The sequence below is a fragment of the Streptococcus sp. 20925_1_24 genome (assembly GCF_041432335.1).
Classification (GTDB): domain Bacteria; phylum Bacillota; class Bacilli; order Lactobacillales; family Streptococcaceae; genus Streptococcus; species Streptococcus mitis_BM.
On record NZ_JAPVZM010000003.1, the window covers coordinates 92,892 to 111,800 of the forward strand.

Consider the following 18,909-nt stretch of genomic DNA (forward strand, 5'->3'; position numbering starts at 1 on the left):
AGCATGTTTAGGCTCAAAATCCATCACTCTTACCTCATCAAAAACACTCATCCCCCCTTTCTCCTCCAAAATATGGTATAGTAGAAATATACTATCTATGAGGAGTTTACATGTCACAGGATACACAAATGAAAGCTGTTTCTCCCCTTCTGCAGCGAGTTATCAATATCTCATCGATTGTCGGTGGGGTTGGGAGTTTGATTTTCTGTATTTGGGCTTATCAGGCTGGGATTTTACAGTCTAAGGAAACCCTCTCTGCCTTTATCCAGCAGGCAGGGATCTGGGGGCCACCTCTCTTTATCTTTTTACAGATTTTACAGACTGTCGTTCCTATCATTCCTGGGGCCTTGACCTCGGTGGCTGGGGTCTTTATCTACGGACACATCATCGGGACTATCTACAACTATATCGGCATCGTGATTGGCTGTGCCATTATCTTTTATCTGGTGCGACTCTATGGAGCTGCCTTTGTCCAGTCTGTCGTCAGCAAGCGCACCTATGACAAGTATATCGGTTGGTTAGATAAGGGCAATCGTTTTGACCGTTTCTTTATCTTTATGATGATTTGGCCCATTAGTCCAGCTGACTTTCTCTGTATGCTGGCTGCCCTGACCAAGATGACCTTCAAACGCTATATGATTATCATCATTCTGACCAAGCCCTTTACCCTCGTGGTTTATACCTACGGTCTGACCTATATTATCGACTTCTTCTGGCAAATGCTTTGACACATAAAAAATCCGTTTGGTTTCCCAAGCGGATTTTGTGCTTTATTTTGAAACTTCTTTTGCAAGAACAAAGTTTCCAAGAGTAGCAGAACCATTTCCTGCTACCGCTGGCGTTACAATGTAATCACGCACATCTGGTACTGGTAGGTAACCATTGAGAAGAGATGTAAATTTCTCACGGACACGGTCCAGCATGTGTTGTTGAGCCATGACTCCTCCACCAAAGACAATCACGTCTGGGCGGAAAGTCACTGTCGCATTGACCGCAGCTTGAGCGATATAGTAGGCTTGGACATCCCAAACAGGGTTATTGAGTTCAATATTTTCCCCACGTACACCTGTACGAGCTTCCAAACTTGGACCAGCTGCATAGCCTTCCAAACATCCCTTATGGAAAGGACAAACACCCTTAAACTCTTTTTCAATATCCATTGGGTGTCTAGCCACATAGTAATGACCCATTTCAGGATGACCCACACCGCCGATAAATTCGCCACGTTGGATGACACCTGCACCGATACCTGTACCGATTGTGTAGTATACCAAGTTTTCGATACGACCACCAGCATTGTTACGGGCAACCACTTCACCATAAGCAGAGCTGTTTACATCTGTAGTAAAGTACATTGGCACGTTGAGGGCGCGACGAAGGGCACCAAGCAAGTCCACATTTGCCCAGTTTGGTTTTGGAGTCGTTGTGATAAAGCCATAAGTTTTTGAGTTTTTGTCAATATCAATCGGACCAAATGAACCAACTGCAAGACCAGCAAGGTTGTCGAATTTTGAGAAGAACTCAATGGTTTTATCGATTGTTTCGATTGGAGTTGTTGTTGGAAATTGTGTTTTTTCTACAACGTTAAAGTTTTCATCACCGACAGCACAGACAAACTTTGTACCGCCCGCTTCCAAGCTTCCATATAATTTTGTCATGATAAACCTCTTGTTTTTATTTTCTTTATTATAGCATATTTCGAAAGTCTAAATTTCTCTATTTTTTAGATTTTCCTCTGTAAATCTTACCATTCAAGCAAAAACGAACAAACATGTCATTTGTTCGTTTTCGCATTAGAGAGGATTGATTAGATTTTCACTTCGATCACAGCATCCCCCTTCGCAACTGAACCTGTTGCGACTGGAGCTACTGAAGAGAAGTCAGCTGTGTTTGTAACGATAACCATTGTTGTATCATCAAGTCCAGCTGCAGCGATTTTGTTTGAGTCAAATGTTCCAAGAACATCTCCTGCTTTAACCTTGTCACCTTGAGCAACTTTTGCTTCAAAACCTTCACCGTTCATAGTTACAGTGTCGATACCAACGTGAATCAAAACTTCAGCACCATCAGTTGTTTTCAAACCAAAAGCATGTCCTGTTGGAAAGGCAATTGAAACTTCAGCATCAGCTGGTGCATATACCACACCTTGACTTGGTTTCACAGCGATACCTTGCCCCATAGCTCCGCTTGAGAAGACTGGGTCATTGACATCAGCAAGAGCGACAACATCACCAACAATAGGAGTTACAAGTGTTTCATTTTGAAGAGCTGCTGGAATGTTACCAGTTGTTTCTTCTTGGACCAAACGTTCTGTCTCTACTTCAGTAGCAACTTCTTTTTCATCCTCATAACCAAACATGTAAGTAAGAGCAAAACCAAGTGCAAATGATACAGCTACCATAAGAAGGTATAGTGGAAGTTGTCCATTACCGATGTAAAGCATTGTACCAGGGATGATAGTGATACCACTACCAGTACCAGCAAGTCCAAGGATTGAAGCCAATCCACCACCGATTGCACCAGCAATCAATGAAAGGAAGAATGGTTTACGGAAACGCAAGTTCACCCCGAAGATAGCAGGCTCTGTAATACCGAGGAAGGCAGAAAGAGCAGCTGGGAAAGCAAGTGTTTTCAGTTTTGGATTTTTAGTTTTAACACCAACCGCAACAGTCGCAGCACCTTGGGCTGTCATAGCCGCAGTGATGATCGCGTTGAATGGATTAGCATGGTCAGCAGCAAGCAATTGCACTTCAAGCAAGTTGAAGATGTGGTGCACACCTGACACGACAATCAATTGGTGAACCCCACCAATCAAGAAACCACCAAGACCAAATGGCAAGCCAAGAATTGCTTTTGTACCAATAAGGATGTAGTTTTCAACAACGTGGAAGACTGGTCCGATAACAAAGAGCCCAAGGATAGACATGACCAAAAGTGTCACGAATGGTGTTACCAAGAGGTCAATGACATCTGGAACAACCTTGCGGACAGCTTTTTCAAATTTAGCTCCGACAACCCCGATGATGAAGGCTGGAAGAACAGAACCTTGCAAACCAACAACAGGGATGAAACCAAAGAAGTACATAGCTGTTACTTCACCACCTGAAGCGACTGCCCAAGCGTTTGGAAGTGAGCCAGAAACAAGCATCATACCAAGAACGATACCAACGGCAGGATTTCCACCAAATACACGGAAGGTTGACCACACAACCAAACCTGGCAAGATGATAAAGGCTGTATCTGTCAAGATTTGAGTGTAAGTTGTCACATCAGCTGGAAGTGTCATTCCAAGAGCAGTCAAGAGACCACGCACACCCATGAAGAGACCTGTCGCTACGATAACTGGGATGATTGGAACGAAAACGTCACCGAAAGTACGGATAGCACGTTGGAACCAGTTCCCTTGTTTAGCAGCTTCTGCTTTCATGTCATCTTTAGATGATGTTGGCAAACCAAGTGCAACAACTTCATCGTACATTTTGTTAACTGTACCTGTACCAAAGATGATTTGGTATTGACCTGAGTTAAAGAAAGCACCTTGAACTTTTTCCAAGTTCTCAATCACTTCTTTATTGATTTTTCCTTCATCTTTGACCATGACACGAAGACGAGTCGCACAGTGGGCAACACTGTTGACATTTTCACGTCCGCCCAAGGCATCGATGACTTTTTTTGCAATTTCCTGATTGTTCATTTGCAAAAATCTCCTTATATAAAATTTTGTTCTTGTTTGAAAGCGATTTTATCCGCCCTACGACTATTATTTTATCATGTTTTAGAAATATGTCAAGCGTTTTGCAGAAAAAATATTCTATCCACTTAGTAAGCATGCTTTAGATTGATTGATTTTGACTGTTTTATCAGGTATTCCTTGAAAAAATAAGTTTAAAATCTTATTTAAAAGGGTTTTGTTTCATTCTCTTTCATATTTTCGTGAAAATTTGATTGATTTCCTGCATTTATTTTGTGATAAACGTTTGACAGTTTTTTCTCTTTTTTAACATAAAAGGCTTGCTTTTTTTTCCGAAAACGGTTACTATTAAAAGTGATAAGATTTTTGGAGGAATGAATGAATGGAATGGACAACTGAGCGTCGTTACAGACTTTATCAAGATTGGACGCAAGAAGAAATTCAACATATAAAAGAAAATATGGCACAATCTCCATGGCATACTCATTACCATGTTGAGCCAAAAACAGGACTTCTCAATGACCCCAATGGCTTTTCTTACTTTGATGGGAAGTGGATTGTCTTTTATCAGAACTTTCCTTTTGGTGCAGCCCACGGTTTGAAATCTTGGGTTCAATTGGAAAGTGAGGACTTGGTTCATTTCACAGAAACTGGAGTCAAAGTTTTGCCTGACACTCCATTAGATAGCCACGGTGCCTACTCTGGTTCTGCCATGCAGTTTGGCGATAACTTATTCCTATTTTATACAGGAAATGTCCGCGATGAAAATTGGATCCGTCACCCATACCAGATTGGGGCTTTGATGGATAAGGAAGGCAATATTACGAAGATTGACAAGATCTTAATTGACCAGCCGGCAGACTCTACAGACCACTTCCGCGATCCGCAAATTTTTAATTTTAAAGGTCAATACTATGCCATCGTCGGTGGACAAGATTTGGAGAAAAAAGGCTTCGTTCGTCTCTACAAAGCTATTGACAACGACTACACAAACTGGCAAGCTGTTGGCGACCTTGACTTTGCTAACGACCGCACTGCCTATATGATGGAATGCCCAAATCTGATCTTTGTAGGGGAGCAACCTGTCCTTCTTTACTGCCCACAAGGATTGGATAAGAAAGTTCTAGATTACGATAATATCTATCCAAATATGTATAAGATTGGGGCTTCCTTTGACCCTGAAAATGCCAAAATGGTAGATGTGTCTCAACTTCAAAACATGGACTATGGTTTCGAAGCCTATGCAACTCAAGCCTTCAACGCTCCTGATGGACGTGCTCTAGCTGTTAGCTGGCTTGGCTTGCCTGATGTTTCTTACCCATCTGACCGTTTTGACCATCAAGGAACCTTCTCTTTGGTCAAAGAATTGACTATCAAAGACAGCAAACTCTACCAATACCCAGTCGCAGCTATCAAGGACCTTCGTGCTACTGAAGAAGCCTTCTCAAACCGTGTCCAAACCAAGAACACTTACGAACTTGAACTCAACTTGGAAGCCAATAGCCAGAGCGAGATTGTCTTACTTGCTGATAAAGAAGGCAAGGGACTTTCCATCAACTTTGACCTTGTAAATGGTCAAGTGACAGTAGATCGTAGCCAAGCTGGAGAACAGTATGCCCAAGAATTTGGAACTACTCGTTCTTGCCCTATCGAGAATCAGGCTACTACTGCTACAATCTTCATCGATAACTCTGTCTTTGAAATTTTCATCAATAAAGGAGAAAAAGTATTTTCTGGTCGTGTCTTCCCACATGCGGACCAAAATGGGATCCTAATTAAATCTGGAAACCCAACTGGAACTTACTATGAATTAGATTATGGTCGCAAAACTAACTGATGTCGCCAAACTTGCAGGCGTCAGCCCTACTACCGTTTCTCGGGTTATCAATAAAAAAGGCTATTTATCAGAGAAAACCATTCAAAAGGTTAATGAAGCCATGCGGGAATTGGGCTATAAACCCAACAACCTAGCTCGTAGTCTGCAAGGAAAATCAGCTAAGTTAATCGGCCTGATTTTCCCCAATATTTCCAACGTTTTCTATGCAGAATTGATTGATAAGCTGGAGCACCAACTCTTCAAAAATGGTTACAAGACCATCATCTGCAACAGTGAGCACGATTCTGAGAAGGAACGCGAATACATCGAAATGTTGGAAGCCAATCAGGTGGACGGCATCATTTCGGGTAGTCACAACTTGGGAATCGAAGACTACAATCGAGTGACAGCACCAATTATTTCCTTTGACCGAAACCTATCGCCAGACATTCCTGTCGTTTCCTCTGACAACTACGCTGGTGGGGTTCTCGCAGCCCAGACATTGGTTAAGACAGGTGCCCAGTCTATCATCATGATTACAGGTAATGACAATTCCAATTCGCCAACTGGACTACGCCACGCTGGTTTTGCATCTATTCTCCCCAAAGCACCTATTATCAATGTTTCCAGTGACTTTTCTCCTGTCAGAAAAGAAATGGAAATCAAAAATATCTTGACTCGTCAAAAACCAGATGCCATTTTTGCTTCAGATGATTTGACAGCTATTTTGGTCATTAAAATTGCTCAAGAGCTGGGCATTTCTGTCCCTGAAGAGCTCAAGGTCATCGGCTATGATGGAACCTACTTTATCGAGAATTACTACCCTCAATTGACTACTATCAAGCAACCCTTGAAAGAGATTACCCAACTCACTGTTGACCTTCTCTTACAGAAGATCGAAGGCAAGGAAGTCGCAACAACCGGTTACTTCTTACCAGTTACTCTATTGCCTGGAAAAAGTATTTAATACTCAATGAAAATCAAAGAGCAAACTAGGAAGCTAGCCACAGGCTGTACTTGAGTACGGCAAGGCGAAGCTGACGTGGTTTGAATTTGATTTTCGAAGAGTATAAGCACAAGAAAACTCAGACCGATCAGTCTGAGTTTTTTATGATCTTAAATTTTCGAGATAGCTCTGGGCTGTCTCTAAGTTAAAGGTTTTATCTGCGATGAGTCGCTCAACTAAGGGAGCTACCTCGGACTCACTGGCACCTGCTAGGAGTGCCAAGGATTTGGCCTGCAATTTCATGTGGCCTTGCTGGATTCCTGTACTCACCAAGGCTTTGAGGGCCGCAAAGTTTTGGGCGAGACCGATAGAAACGATAAGCTGGGCTAATTCTTTGGCAGAAGGATTTCCCAGTAGCTCATGACTGAGGGCTACACGAGGGTTGAGGCCGATAGAACCACCCTTGGTCGCTACAGGCATGGGCAGAGTCATCTCACCAACCAATTCTTCTGTTTCCAAGTCTAGGCGCCAAGAGCTAAGACCTTGGTAATGTCCATCTCGACTGGCAAAGGCATGGGCTCCCGCCTCAATGGCACGCCAGTCATTACCAGTGGCAATCAAAATGGCATCAATACCATTAAAAATCCCTTTATTGTGGGTAGTAGCTCGATAAGGATCAGCCTGTGCAAATTGACTAGCCAAAGCTATTTTCTCCGCAATCTCTCGCCCTTGATCCTTTTGGCGACTCAAGTAGCGAAAGGCGATGCGACAGCTTGCTGTCACCAGAGAATCGGTCGCGTAATTAGACAGAATACCCATAAGACTCTGACCCTGACTGAGTTCTTCTAAGACTGGTTTCAAGGCTTCCAACATGGTGTTGAGCATATTGGCTCCCATGGCTTCTTGAGTATCAACATGAAGATAGACGACGAGGAAGTCTGTTTCACCTTTAATCTGATCTACATGCAAATCACGCGCCCCACCTCCACGTTTGACTATAGAAGGATAGGCTTGATTGGCAAGTTCCAAGAGTTCGGCTTTCTTACTGGCAATTTTCTCTTGCGCTTGTTCAGGATTAGCAACTTGATAAAGAGCTACCTGCCCAATCATCCGGCGCTCATGAACCTGAGCAGTAAAGCCACCTGCACGCTTGATGATTTTACTGGCATAGCTGGCCGCAGCAACCACGGACGGTTCTTCTGTCACATAGGGAACTGTGTATTCCTGACCGTTGACAAGGACCTCTGGAACCAGCGAATAAGGCAGAGAAAAAGTTCCCACTACATTCTCACTCAGCTGGTCTGCGACAGTCACGCTAATGTGTTCATCCTGCTCCAGACTGGTTTGTTTTTCAGGACTAAGGAGCGCCTGAGCTTTTAACAACTCGAGGCGCTCTTGGTATGATTTTTTAGAAAATCCATTCCAACTTATCTTCATTATTTTTCAACCTTGTTATAACGGCGTTGGTGGTCAACAATTTCAACCAAGGCAAAATCTTGATTTTCATAGCCAGCAAACTGGGCAGAGTTTGTTTCATCTAAGTCTACTTCCTCAAAGAAGACTTTTTCATAGTCAGCAACAGACAGGGCAGTTCGTTGGTTGAGCTTGTTCAAGCGGTCTTTATCCAGATAAGCTTCATAACCTTCAACCAATTCACCACTGAAGAACTCAGCCACAGCACCACTTCCGTAACTATAAAGGGCAATTTTATCGCCAGCCTTCAAGCTATCTGTATTTTCCAAGAGAGACAAAAGTCCAAGGAAAAGGGAACCTGTATAGATATTCCCTACCTTTTGACTGTAAAGAATAGACTGGTCAAAGTGCTTTTGCAAGAGGTCTTTTTTCTCTTGAGGCAGGCTCTTATCCATGATTTTTTTCAAGCCTTTTAGCGCTAATTTAGGGTAAGGCAAGTGGAAACAAACAGCCGCAAAATCATCCAAAGTAAGCTGGTAGCGTTTTTGGTATTCAAGCCAAGTCGTTTTCAAACTATCCAAATATTGTTGGGTAGAATAGACACCATTTACATAAGGAGTTGTTGAGTAATTTGGACGCCAGAAATCCATGATGTCACGAGTCTGAGCCACATTGTCATTATTAAAGGCCATAATGCGTGGATTTTGTGTAATTAACATGGCCACACTGCCAGCACCCTGAGTTGGTTCTCCTGGAGTTTCAATACCGTACTTGGCAATATCACTGGCAATGACCAAAACCTTGGACTCTGGAGAATTTTCCACATGCAATTTGGCATAATGAAGGGCAGCTGTCGCTCCATAGCAGGCTTCTTTAATCTCGAAACTACGAGCAAAAGGCTGGATTCCCAGCAAACCATGCACAAAGACGGCCGCAGCTTTACTCTGGTCAATTCCTGACTCAGTCGCCACAATGACCATATCGATTTCTTGTCTTTCTTGCTCAGTTAAAATAGAGTCACTTGCACTGGCCGCCAAGGTCACGATATCCTCAGTTAGGGGCGCAATACTCAATTCCTTGAGTAAGAGTCCTTTGCTTAATTTTTCAGGGTCAATTCCCCTCGCTTCTGCTAAGTCTTGTAATTTCAAGACATATTGACTGGTCGCAAAACCAATCTTATCAATACCGATTGTCATATTTACCTCTGTTTTATCATTCATTGTAAAAAATCGTTCTATACTATTTTATCACAAATGGCAGTAAAAGAGAGAAAAAAGACTTGATTCACCAAATCAAGTCCCTTATGAATCTAACTTTTATGCTGTTTTCGTAAGTGAGAATACAGTCTGAGAATCACTGTTCCGCTAGCCATTCCAATGGAAATCACCAAAGCCAGCATAACAACCAAGGTTGCACTGGCAATGGCGTGACTGTAATCTCCCGTCACAAAAAAGGCAGTTGTCCGATAAGAAAGATAACCCGGAACTAGAGGTGCCAAGATGGCTAAGATAAAGACCACAGCAGGTGTCTTATAAAGAATACTTAAAATCTGGCTGATACAAGAACCGATAATGGCTGCAATAAAAGTAGCCACAATAACATTGGTCGGTTCCTTGAGCAAGAGATAAATCAGCCAGACAGCCATGCCCAAAATCCCTCCTGGTAAGAGCATAGAACGTTGAACATTGAGTACGATTAAAAAAGTGATAATGGCAAGAAGACTTGCTACTGCTTGTAATAAAAAGGTTGTTAGTGTCATATTAATTCATCAATACCAAGGCGACAGAAGTTCCCGCCCCTAAAGCAAGGGTAATGAGCAGGGATTCAAACATCTTACTCATACCAGAGTTTATGTGGTTGGTCATAATATCACGAACCGCATTGGTCAAGGCAATCCCTGGTACAAACGGCATGACCGCACCAGCTATAATCAAATCTGCCGTTGAAGGAAAGCCTGTGTAGCGAGCCCAAAACTGGGCTATCATCCCAAAAACAAAGGCTCCAGCAAAGGATGTCACAAAGGGAATTCGGATAAACTTCTCTACATAGAGGGAAAAGGCAAAACCAAATAAGGTAGCCACTCCTGCCCCAAGTGCGTCGTAGATATTTCCACTAAACATAATCGAAAAGAAAGGAGCACTAAAGGTTGCAGCCAAAGTTACCTGCAACTTAGTATAAGGAAGGGGTTGGGCTTGCAAGGCCTTCAATTGCTTGAAGGCTGTCTTTAAATCAAGATTTCCTCCTACCAACTGACGAGAAATTTGGTTCACATCACAGACTTTTTCGATGTTATAAGAAGATGAGGTCACGCGTTTCATTCGCGAAATATTGGTATTTTCAATGGAGAAAAAGATGGCAGCAGGCATGGCAAGAACATTGCAATCCACAATCCCCTGCGAATGCGCAATCCGAATCATGGTATCTTCTACACGATGAATCTCTGAGCCACTTTTGAGAAGAATGGTTCCAGCTAACATAATCAGATCGATGACGGCATTTAATTCTCTTGATTCTTCCATACTTTCCTCCTTTTATCAACTTCCTCTATTCTATCACAAATCTGGAGTCAAAAAAAATCTTTGCCATGAAATCATGACAAAGATTCATTTAATTACGTGAATTTTCGTGGCTTCCCTCACTACTTGATTGATTAGTAGAATGAGTATCTCCTCGTTGATTTCCTTGCTGGTTCCCCTGACTTGGTGTTGTAGTAGAACCTTGGTTTCCACGTTGGGCTGGTGCTGATGATGATGTTGACGGCGGTGTTTTCGGTTTGTAAATTGAAATCTTGATGCGTGTCTTATTCAAATCTACCTTTTCACCCGCTCTTGGACTCTGTTCAACAACGGTACCTTCAGCAGTTCCGGAAGGAGCTGTGGTAACTTCTACAACTTCAATGTTGGCTTCTTTAATACCGACAATTTGAACGAGATTATTTTTAGTAAATTCAAGACTAGATCCTATATAACTTGGCATAGCAACGCTGGTTACTTTCTTAGCAATAGTTAAAGTAATTGTTGAGGCCTTACTCAAATCATAAGTTGTTCCAGCTGACGGGCTCTGTCTAAGAACTGTTCCTTCTTCACTCTCGCTTGATTCTTCTTCCTCTATCTTGATGAGATTTTCAGGTACCTTCTTCTGCTTGAGTTCTGCGATAACATCGGTCGATTTACGGCCGATATAATTGCTCAATTGGAAAGATTGCTTACCTGATGAGACAACCAAATTGATTTTCGTTCCTTCTTTTCGACCAGTTCCAGCGTCAGGATCTGTACGGATAATCCGCCCTTCTTCCACCTTTTCACTAGCCTCTGATTTCTCCTCGCCAATCTCAAAATTGGCTTTCTTGAGGGTTTCCTTGGCTTCCGCCACTGTCTGACCTGCCACATCTGGAATGGGAATGGTTGCAGGAGTTCTGGATAATATCCAAATAAGAGAAGCTGCCACCAATACAATGCTGGCCAACAAAATCATATAGCGAACTCTAAATTTCCGTTTCTTAACAGGCTTGGTTGCGTAATTGTCTTCTGAAACCTGCTGACTCGGCTTCGCAGCCTGTGGCTTCGGACTTTGTGTTTGCACCTTAGGAATCGAGGTCAAGGTACTCTGGGATACCTTTGGTAGAGTCTTGGTGTCCGCCTTAGTCGTATCATTAAATACCAGTTTAGGCTCATTGCGACGATTATAAGACAAACTACTAGACAAGTCCACATACATCTCTGCAACTGACTGATAACGATCTGTCAATTTCTTGGCAGTTGCCTTGATGACAACATTCTCTAAAGCCTGAGGCACAGATGGATTCTCAGCTATAACCGATGGCAATGGTTTCTGGAAATGCTGGAGGGCAATGGTCACCGCACTATCCCCGTCATAAGGGATATGGCCTGTCAGCATCTCATAGAAAATAATACCCATGGCATAGATATCACTCTGTACAGTTGCCTTAGAACCACGCGCCTGCTCTGGTGACAAGTAATGAACCGAACCCAGCATAGAGTTAGTCTGAGTCAGACTCGTCTCAGCAAAGGCTACCGCAATCCCAAAATCTGTGACTTTGGCAGTCCCATCTGGTGTCAAGAGGATATTTTGAGGTTTCAGGTCCCTGTGGACAATTCCTCTGGTATGGGCCAAACGCATGGCTAGGAGGATTTGTCCCATGATACGGACGGCTTCTTCATTAGAAAGAGGATAGTGCTCCTTGATATAGCGTTTGAGGTCTAGTCCAGCAACATACTCCATTGCAAGATACTGTTGACCGTCTTCCTCACCAATATCTGTTATCCGAACGATATGAGGATGGTCTAGATCTGCCATAGCTCTCGCTTCACGCTGGAAACGAGCTACAGCTATCGGGTCCGTCTGGTAGTTGGTCCTCAGGACCTTCACTGCCACTTCTTCTCCGTCTAGAATTAAATCCTTGGCCAAATAGACATCTGCCATGCCTCCTCGGCCAATCTGTTTCACAATCCGATAGCGTCCGGCAAAAATCTTGCCGATTTGGATCATTCTGCATCCTCCTCGTTCATAGAAACAAGGGCAACCGTAATGTTGTCTAAACCTCCTGCATTGTTAGCAAAACGCACAAGCGTCGCTGTTTTATCTGCCAAAGGAATATCACTGGTTACAATATCACAAATCTCACTGCCTGAAATCATGTTAGTCAAACCATCACTATTGAGCAAGAGATAGTCACCTGGCTCAAGGGTAATCATTCCAAAATCAGGTTGAACTTCATCTTTTTGACCGATAGATTGAGTAATAATATTTTTCTGTGGATGGCTAGCAGCTTCTTCAGGTGTCAATTGACCAGCCTTGAGCAATTCATTGACCAAAGAATGGTCGCTCGTCAACTGATGGTATTCTTCTCCACGAATCAAGCCGATACGCGAATCACCAATATGAGCATAGATAGCTTGATTGCCAATAATAGCAAGGACTTCCAAAGTAGTTCCCATGCCTCTGTAAGCTTCATCCTGACCAAGCTGATGAATCTTTTGATTTTCAATTTCTAGGTAATGGGCGAACCATTCACGCACTTCATTGACTGTATCGATTTGGGTATCGACCCAAGCTATACCTAGGTCTGTTACCGCCATTTCACTAGCGATATTCCCTGCGCGATGACCTCCCATCCCATCAGCTAAAATAATCATAGTACGTCCAGCTCTATTGACATAGTGGTTGACATAGTCTTGATTATTTGTTCGTTTCTGACCAACATCTGTTAATAATGAAATTTCCATGTGTCAGTTCCTTCCTAATCCGATATCTTGCGAAATTGACTGATGAAGAATCCATCACTTCCATACAATTCAGGTGTAATGAGGATACAGCCGTCTTTCATGATATCCTTACATTCATGTTCTAGTTTTACCTGCTCGAACTCAGGATGACTTTCTAAAAACGCCTTAACGACTTGAAAATTCTCCTCTGAGACAATAGTACAGGTACTATAAGTTATTATACCACCTTTGCGTAGTGTTTGACAAACACTACCTAATATTTCTAGCTGAATTTCCTGCAAGGACGCGAAATCTGCCGTTTCTTTATTGTATTTGATGTCTGGTTTTCGTCGCAGAAGACCGATTCCTGAACAGGGAGCATCCACCAAAATCTTATCAAAAGAATCCTGACCAAAAAACTCATGCACCTTTCTGGCATCCAATTTTTGGGTTTGGACACGGTTTGCTACACCTAAACGCTCTGCATTTTCTTGGATCAAGCTCAGCTTATGGTCATACAAATCTAGAGCAGTAACCTGACCTGTCGTGAGATAAGAGGCTATATGGGCTGTTTTCCCACCTGGAGCCGCACAAGCATCAAGCACTCGCTCATCACCTTGTAAATCAAGCGTCGGAGCAACCAGCTGACTAGACTCGTCTTGAATGGTAATAGCTCCCTCCGCAAACAAATCATGGCCTGCAAAGTGCCCCTGCTCCTTAACCAGACCAAAAGGAGACAAGGATGAATCACTGGCCTCCAACAAGGTTTGTATTTCCTCTTTTCGGCTTAAATCAGTCACACGAATACTGGCCTTGTTGCGCACCAAAAGACTTTCAAAAATAGCTTGCGCTCGCTCTTCGCCGTATTCTTCTTTGAGCTTGGCAACTAGCCAAACCGGAAGGGAATATGCAATAGAGTCACGCTTGTTTTTTCGTTTGATGCTGGTGATATCTGGCCATCCTTCACGTAGAATACGACGAAGGAGGGCGTTGACCAATTTTTCACTGCCTTTTTTACGGACTTTGGCCAATTCTACTGCTTCATTGACCACAGCATGGTCTGGAATCTTGTTCAAATAGCGGAGCTGGTAGGCACTCATGAGAAGAAGGACATAAAGCCAACTATCTAACTGGTCTCTGTCTTCGATAAAGTGGGATAGGTACCATTCTAAGGTGAGTTTACGGGTTACCGTTCCATAGACCAGCTCGGTCACCAAGCCCTTGTCTGCTGTAGAGAGCTGACTTCCCTTGAGATGCTTATTTAAGGCGATATTTGAGTATGCTTGATTGATAAAAACATCCTCTAATACCGCTAGGGCTAAACTTCTAGCCGTTTCTACTTTAGTCACCAAATCGTTCTCCTACAGTCAATGTACGTCCAACTCCGTTGAGGAAGGAAGCGATGTCCATCTTAGGCTTACCAGCTGGCTGCACTTGTTTGAGGGATAGAGCCCCTTCTGCCGTTGCGACAATCAATTCTTTCTTGCCGATAGAGAGAATCTCTCCTGGATTTCCCTGACCTTCTACTGGTAGGGCTTCATAAATCTTAAAGCGGTCGCCCTTAAGGAAAGTATGGGCAACAGGCCACGGGTTCATCCCACGGATCTGGTTAAAGAGTTGACGATTGCTTTTGTTCCAGTCCAGTTTTTCTTCTTCTGGCTTGATATTTGGCGAGAAAGTAACCTGACTTGGATCCTGTGGTTCAGGTTTGATGTCACCAGCAATGTAGGCAGGCAAAGTGTCCAAAAGCAAATCGCGACCAACAAGAGCTAATTTCTCAAACAAGGTGCCAACATTGTCCTCATCCGTGATTGGAATACTACGACGAGAAATCATATCCCCTGCATCCATTTCCTTAACCATTTCCATAATGGTTACACCAGCTTCCTCATCCCCTTGAATCAAGGCATAATGGATTGGCGCGCCACCACGATGTTTAGGAAGAAGAGAAGCGTGAACATTGACCGCAAAGTCCATGCTATCAAGGAGTTTACTTGGGAGAAACTGCCCAAATGCAGCAGTCACAATTCCATCTGCTCCTAGCTGCATAATAGTTTCCATCTCTGGACTTCCAGATAGTTTTTCAGGTTGGTAGATAGGAAGTCCTGCTTCCTTGGCAGCCTGCTTGACTGGGGTTTCTTGGATAACTTTTTTGCGTCCGACAGCACGGTCTGGCTGGGTCACAACGGCTAGAATTTCGTAACGCTCATCTGTCAAAATCCCTTTTAAAACTGTTGCTGAAAAGTCGGGTGTCCCCATAAAGATTAATTTTGTCATATCTTCTCCTTCTTATAAAAATTGCTGTGGCTCATGGTCAATGCTGAGACGGAGCTCACTATTTTCCCGTTCTTGAGTCAAGGCCAAGACCTGGTTGAGGGTCGGCCCCAGCTCATCTTCTAAACGGTATTTAATTAAAATCTGGTAATGATAGAGGTTGTGGGTACGGGCAATGGGTTTGGGCGTTGGCCCCAGAATGTGACTGGTCTCTGACAAGCCTGATCGCAAAATGTTCATAACTTCATAGGCACGTTTGACAACCTCTTCTTCTTTCTTGTGAGAAAGGGTAATGCCAATGGTGAAATAGTAAGGTGGATAACCAAGTTGTCGTCTGATTCCCATTTCATAAGCATAAAAGCCTTCGTAGTCCTGGTCTTTTGCAAATCGAATAGCATAGTGCTGCGGATTATAAGACTGAATCAAGACCTGCCCAGCTTTTTCAGCACGGCCTGCCCGGCCTGCAACCTGAGTCAAGAGCTGGAAGGTTCTCTCAGAAGAACGGAAGTCAGGCAAATTCAAAGCCGTATCCGCATTGAGCACTCCGACTAAGGTCACATTTGGAAAATCCAATCCCTTAGCAATCATCTGTGTACCAAGCAATATGTCTGCTTCCCCTCGCCCAAATTGGTCAAGTAGAACTTGATGACTTCCTTTCTTGCGCGTCGTATCCACATCCATGCGCAGAATGCGAGCCTGGGGAAAAAGTTCTGCCAGATCGTCATAAGCCTTTTGAGTTCCTGTCCCATAGTAACGAATGCTTCGACTCTTACAGTTAGGGCAGTCCTGAGGAATGTCCTTCGAGAAACCACAATAATGACAGTTCATGGTCTTGGTATCCATGTGCAAGGTCAAAGAAATATCACAGTTGGGACAAGTATCCACAGTTCCACACTCCCGACACATGACAAAGCTAGAATAACCACGACGATTGAGCATGAGAACCACCTGCTCTTTTTTAGCCAGACGGTCCTGAATCGCTTCTAGCAAAGGTGGCGTAAAGTTTGACGTCTCATTCTGTCCGATATAGTCTCGAAAGTCAATTACTTGAACCTCAGGGATTGTGGCTAGAGGATTGGCTCGCTGGGTCAGACGTAAGTGTTGATAGACGCCTTTACCAGCACGCGCCCGGCTTTCCAGACTAGGAGTTGCTGAACCAAGCACCAGAGCTGCTTGATTATACTGAGCCCGTAAAATAGCCACCTCTCTAGCATGATAACGGGGATTACTGTCCTGCTTATAAGTCGCTTCATGCTCTTCATCGATAATCATAACACCTAGATTTTTTAGCGGAGCAAAGATGGCCGATCTAGCACCCACCACAACTTGGGCATCGCCACGCTCCACCTTGCGCCATTCATCATACTTTTCACCATTGGACAGGCCGGAATGAAGAATGGCTACTTTCTCACCAAATCGAGCGATAAAACGCTCCGTCATCTGAGGAGTCAAGGAAATCTCAGGCACCAGCAAAATGGCTGTCTTGCCCTTGTCCAAGGCTCCTTGAATAATCTGCAAATAAACCTCCGTTTTCCCACTTCCTGTAATTCCTTGAAGGAGGAAGGGAGGCTGATGACTACCAATCGCACTCACAACCGCATCACGCGCCTGTCTTTGCTCTGGATTCAACTCCAAAGGCTGACTTGACTCAATGCCTTCAAAATAAGCAGCCGAGCGTTGAACTTCCTTTTGGACTATGGTCACAGCACCTTGTTCCACAAAAAAGTTGACTTGCTCCCGCGAGTAGGACTCTAACAAACTAGCCAAGGGAGCACTCTCAGGATGAGACAGCAAATAACCTCTCAATTCCAACTTTTTCTTGGCGCGCGCAGAAATCTCTACACCTTCTAACTGAACAAGGTCAACCTCATACCAAGACTGGGTCTTGACCTTCTTTTGATCAATCGCCTGATATTCCAGACCAAGCAGGCCTTTTCTAGTCAAACGCATCATTTCAGATTGCTTACCTAAATCTAGAGAAGAAAAGGCTAGCGAATCTTCTGAACCAAACAAGCGCTCTCGGTCTTCCTGACTCAGACCTGCCATAGGATAGAGAATTTTGTCATAGCTAGAGTTCAGAAATCCCGGTAACATAGCCTTGAGGATGGAGATCTTGTAGGAGAAGACGGACTTGCGTAACTCCTCAGCCAGCCAGAGTTGTTCTTGCGTGAGAACAGGAGAAAAATCCAGCACCTCTGCTATATCTTTTAAATCTTGATTAGCCTCTTCTTCATCTGGTTGGGACTCCAAACCAAGAACAATCCCTTGAATCAGGCGATTGCCCTTACCAAAAGGCACATGAACCCGCATCCCAACTTCTAGCATTCCCTCGAATTCCTTAGGAATCCTGTAACTATAGGGCTGGTCCGTCTGCATCAAGGGAACATCTACAATAATCTTGGCTATGGCCATCTTCTCACCTCCTCCTTGTCAGTACATTCTTGCAATAGAAAAAATAAGATTGAGTCCCCCCAACCTTAAATTTTTTCACCATCTTCTTTTTCTTTAGCGATTTGCTCTTTGATTTTCTTTTCTTCTTCTTCTTTGCGGCGTTTTTCTTCTTCGATACGGCGACGCACAGCTTCACGTTTTCCTTCTGGATCTGGGTGAATTGTAACGTTTCCTGATTCGATTTCTTCTAAAGCGCGAAGAGTTGATTTTTCAGACTTGAAACCTTGAGTTGCTGGCGCACCTGCTTCTAATTCGTGAGCACGTTTTGCTTCCAAGATTACGAGTGAATATTTTGAAGGAACCTTGTCTAGCAAGGTATCAATAGAGGGTTTTAACATCATTTGCTTGTACCTATTTTCTAAATTTTATCGAGTAGTTGAAGACTTTGGTAACATCTCCTGATAGTGACCAATGACACGATCCACACGGAAGTGTTCTGCTTCGATCACACGTTTGACACGCTCAGCAGCTAGGGGCACCTGATCGTTGACAATCGCATAATCATACTCACGCATGAGGGCAATTTCTTCCTTGGCTTTTTCGATTCGTTGGGCAATCACTTCTGCACTGTCTGTTCCACGTCCTACCAAACGATCTTGCAATTCATCCAAATCTGGTGGTGTCAGGAAGATAAAGACAGCATCTGGAACCTTTTTCTTGACCTGAAGAGCGCCCTGAACCTCAATTTCAAGGAAAACATCGATTCCCTTGTCTAAGGTTTCATTAACATAGGTCAGAGGAGTTCCATAGTAGTTGCCGACATATTCTGCATATTCCAACATCTGACCTTGACGAATCAGCTCTTCAAACTCTTCTCGAGTACGGAAGAAATAGTCAACACCGTCCACTTCTCCAGGACGTTGTGCGCGTGTCGTCATCGATACAGAGTATTGAAATTGGTTTTCAGAACTCTCAAAAATCTCTCTTCTAACCGTTCCTTTTCCAACCCCTGAAGGACCAGAAAAAACAATTAGTAAGCCTCGGTCTGCCATTGTGTCTCCTTTTAGTCAGTCTGTGAAATAACATTTCTCTAGAATAATAGCAAAAAGCCAGATTATCCTTTACAGTCTTTCTATCTAGTGTAACAAAAAAG

The 18,909-nt window shown here is 43.5% G+C and carries 16 protein-coding genes; 3 read left to right on the top strand and 13 right to left on the bottom strand.

Annotated features, from left to right (window positions below; translation table 11 throughout):
* Positions 1-110: 110 nt before the first annotated feature.
* Positions 111-728 (top strand): TVP38/TMEM64 family protein, encoded by a 618-nt coding sequence (locus O3650_RS02780; protein ID WP_261219187.1) that lies wholly within the window; start codon positions 111-113, stop codon positions 726-728.
* Positions 729-770: 42 nt separating this feature from the next.
* On the opposite strand, the gene scrK is transcribed toward O3650_RS02780, so the two are convergent.
* Positions 771-1,658, bottom strand: a complete 888-nt coding sequence (gene scrK, locus O3650_RS02785; protein WP_000164310.1) for a fructokinase ScrK — start codon at positions 1,656-1,658, stop codon at positions 771-773.
* 149 nt (positions 1,659-1,807) lie between these two features.
* Entirely contained in the window at positions 1,808-3,694 is a 1,887-nt protein-coding gene (locus tag O3650_RS02790) for a sucrose-specific PTS transporter subunit IIBC (protein WP_203175991.1), read from the bottom strand.
* Between the two features lie 379 nt (positions 3,695-4,073).
* On the opposite strand from O3650_RS02790, the gene O3650_RS02795 reads away from it, so the two are divergent.
* Complete coding sequence (locus O3650_RS02795) at positions 4,074-5,528, top strand: sucrose-6-phosphate hydrolase (RefSeq protein WP_203175989.1); 1,455 nt, start codon at positions 4,074-4,076, stop codon at positions 5,526-5,528.
* Entirely contained in the window at positions 5,509-6,474 is a 966-nt protein-coding gene (locus tag O3650_RS02800; protein ID WP_125443545.1) for a LacI family DNA-binding transcriptional regulator, read from the top strand. The genes O3650_RS02795 and O3650_RS02800 overlap by 20 nt, the downstream gene beginning before the upstream one ends.
* 141 nt (positions 6,475-6,615) lie before the next feature.
* Here the strand turns inward: O3650_RS02800 and O3650_RS02805 are convergent, their stop codons facing one another.
* From O3650_RS02805 to gmk, 11 genes are all read right to left on the bottom strand, one after another.
* Positions 6,616-7,890, bottom strand: coding sequence for a hydroxymethylglutaryl-CoA reductase, degradative (locus tag O3650_RS02805; RefSeq protein ID WP_125443544.1), 1,275 nt, complete (start codon positions 7,888-7,890; stop codon positions 6,616-6,618).
* Positions 7,890-9,062 (bottom strand): hydroxymethylglutaryl-CoA synthase, encoded by a 1,173-nt coding sequence (locus O3650_RS02810; protein WP_185756862.1) that lies wholly within the window; start codon positions 9,060-9,062, stop codon positions 7,890-7,892. Before O3650_RS02810 ends, O3650_RS02805 begins: the two co-directional genes overlap by 1 nt.
* A gap of 113 nt (positions 9,063-9,175) precedes the next feature.
* Entirely contained in the window at positions 9,176-9,625 is a 450-nt protein-coding gene (locus tag O3650_RS02815) for a threonine/serine exporter family protein (RefSeq protein ID WP_125443542.1), read from the bottom strand.
* Position 9,626: 1 nt separating this feature from the next.
* Positions 9,627-10,385, bottom strand: coding sequence for a threonine/serine exporter family protein (locus O3650_RS02820; protein WP_045612174.1), 759 nt, complete (start codon positions 10,383-10,385; stop codon positions 9,627-9,629).
* Positions 10,386-10,473: 88 nt separating this feature from the next.
* Positions 10,474-12,375: a Stk1 family PASTA domain-containing Ser/Thr kinase gene (pknB, locus tag O3650_RS02825; protein WP_203175981.1), complete on the bottom strand. Its 1,902-nt coding sequence runs from the start codon at positions 12,373-12,375 to the stop codon at positions 10,474-10,476.
* Positions 12,372-13,112: a Stp1/IreP family PP2C-type Ser/Thr phosphatase gene (locus O3650_RS02830; protein ID WP_203175980.1), complete on the bottom strand. Its 741-nt coding sequence runs from the start codon at positions 13,110-13,112 to the stop codon at positions 12,372-12,374. Before O3650_RS02830 ends, pknB begins: the two co-directional genes overlap by 4 nt.
* A gap of 14 nt (positions 13,113-13,126) precedes the next feature.
* Entirely contained in the window at positions 13,127-14,440 is a 1,314-nt protein-coding gene (rsmB, locus tag O3650_RS02835) for a 16S rRNA (cytosine(967)-C(5))-methyltransferase RsmB (protein WP_371491547.1), read from the bottom strand.
* Entirely contained in the window at positions 14,433-15,368 is a 936-nt protein-coding gene (fmt, locus tag O3650_RS02840) for a methionyl-tRNA formyltransferase (protein ID WP_000163654.1), read from the bottom strand. The genes rsmB and fmt overlap by 8 nt, the downstream gene beginning before the upstream one ends.
* A 12-nt stretch (positions 15,369-15,380) precedes the next feature.
* Positions 15,381-17,777 (bottom strand): primosomal protein N', encoded by a 2,397-nt coding sequence (locus O3650_RS02845; RefSeq protein ID WP_371491549.1) that lies wholly within the window; start codon positions 17,775-17,777, stop codon positions 15,381-15,383.
* 65 nt (positions 17,778-17,842) lie between these two features.
* Positions 17,843-18,157 (bottom strand): DNA-directed RNA polymerase subunit omega, encoded by a 315-nt coding sequence (rpoZ, locus tag O3650_RS02850; protein WP_000979235.1) that lies wholly within the window; start codon positions 18,155-18,157, stop codon positions 17,843-17,845.
* Positions 18,158-18,181: 24 nt separating this feature from the next.
* On the bottom strand, positions 18,182-18,808 hold the full coding sequence (gene gmk / locus O3650_RS02855; RefSeq protein WP_078352782.1) for a guanylate kinase: 627 nt from the start codon (positions 18,806-18,808) through the stop codon (positions 18,182-18,184).
* Positions 18,809-18,909 lie beyond the last annotated feature (101 nt).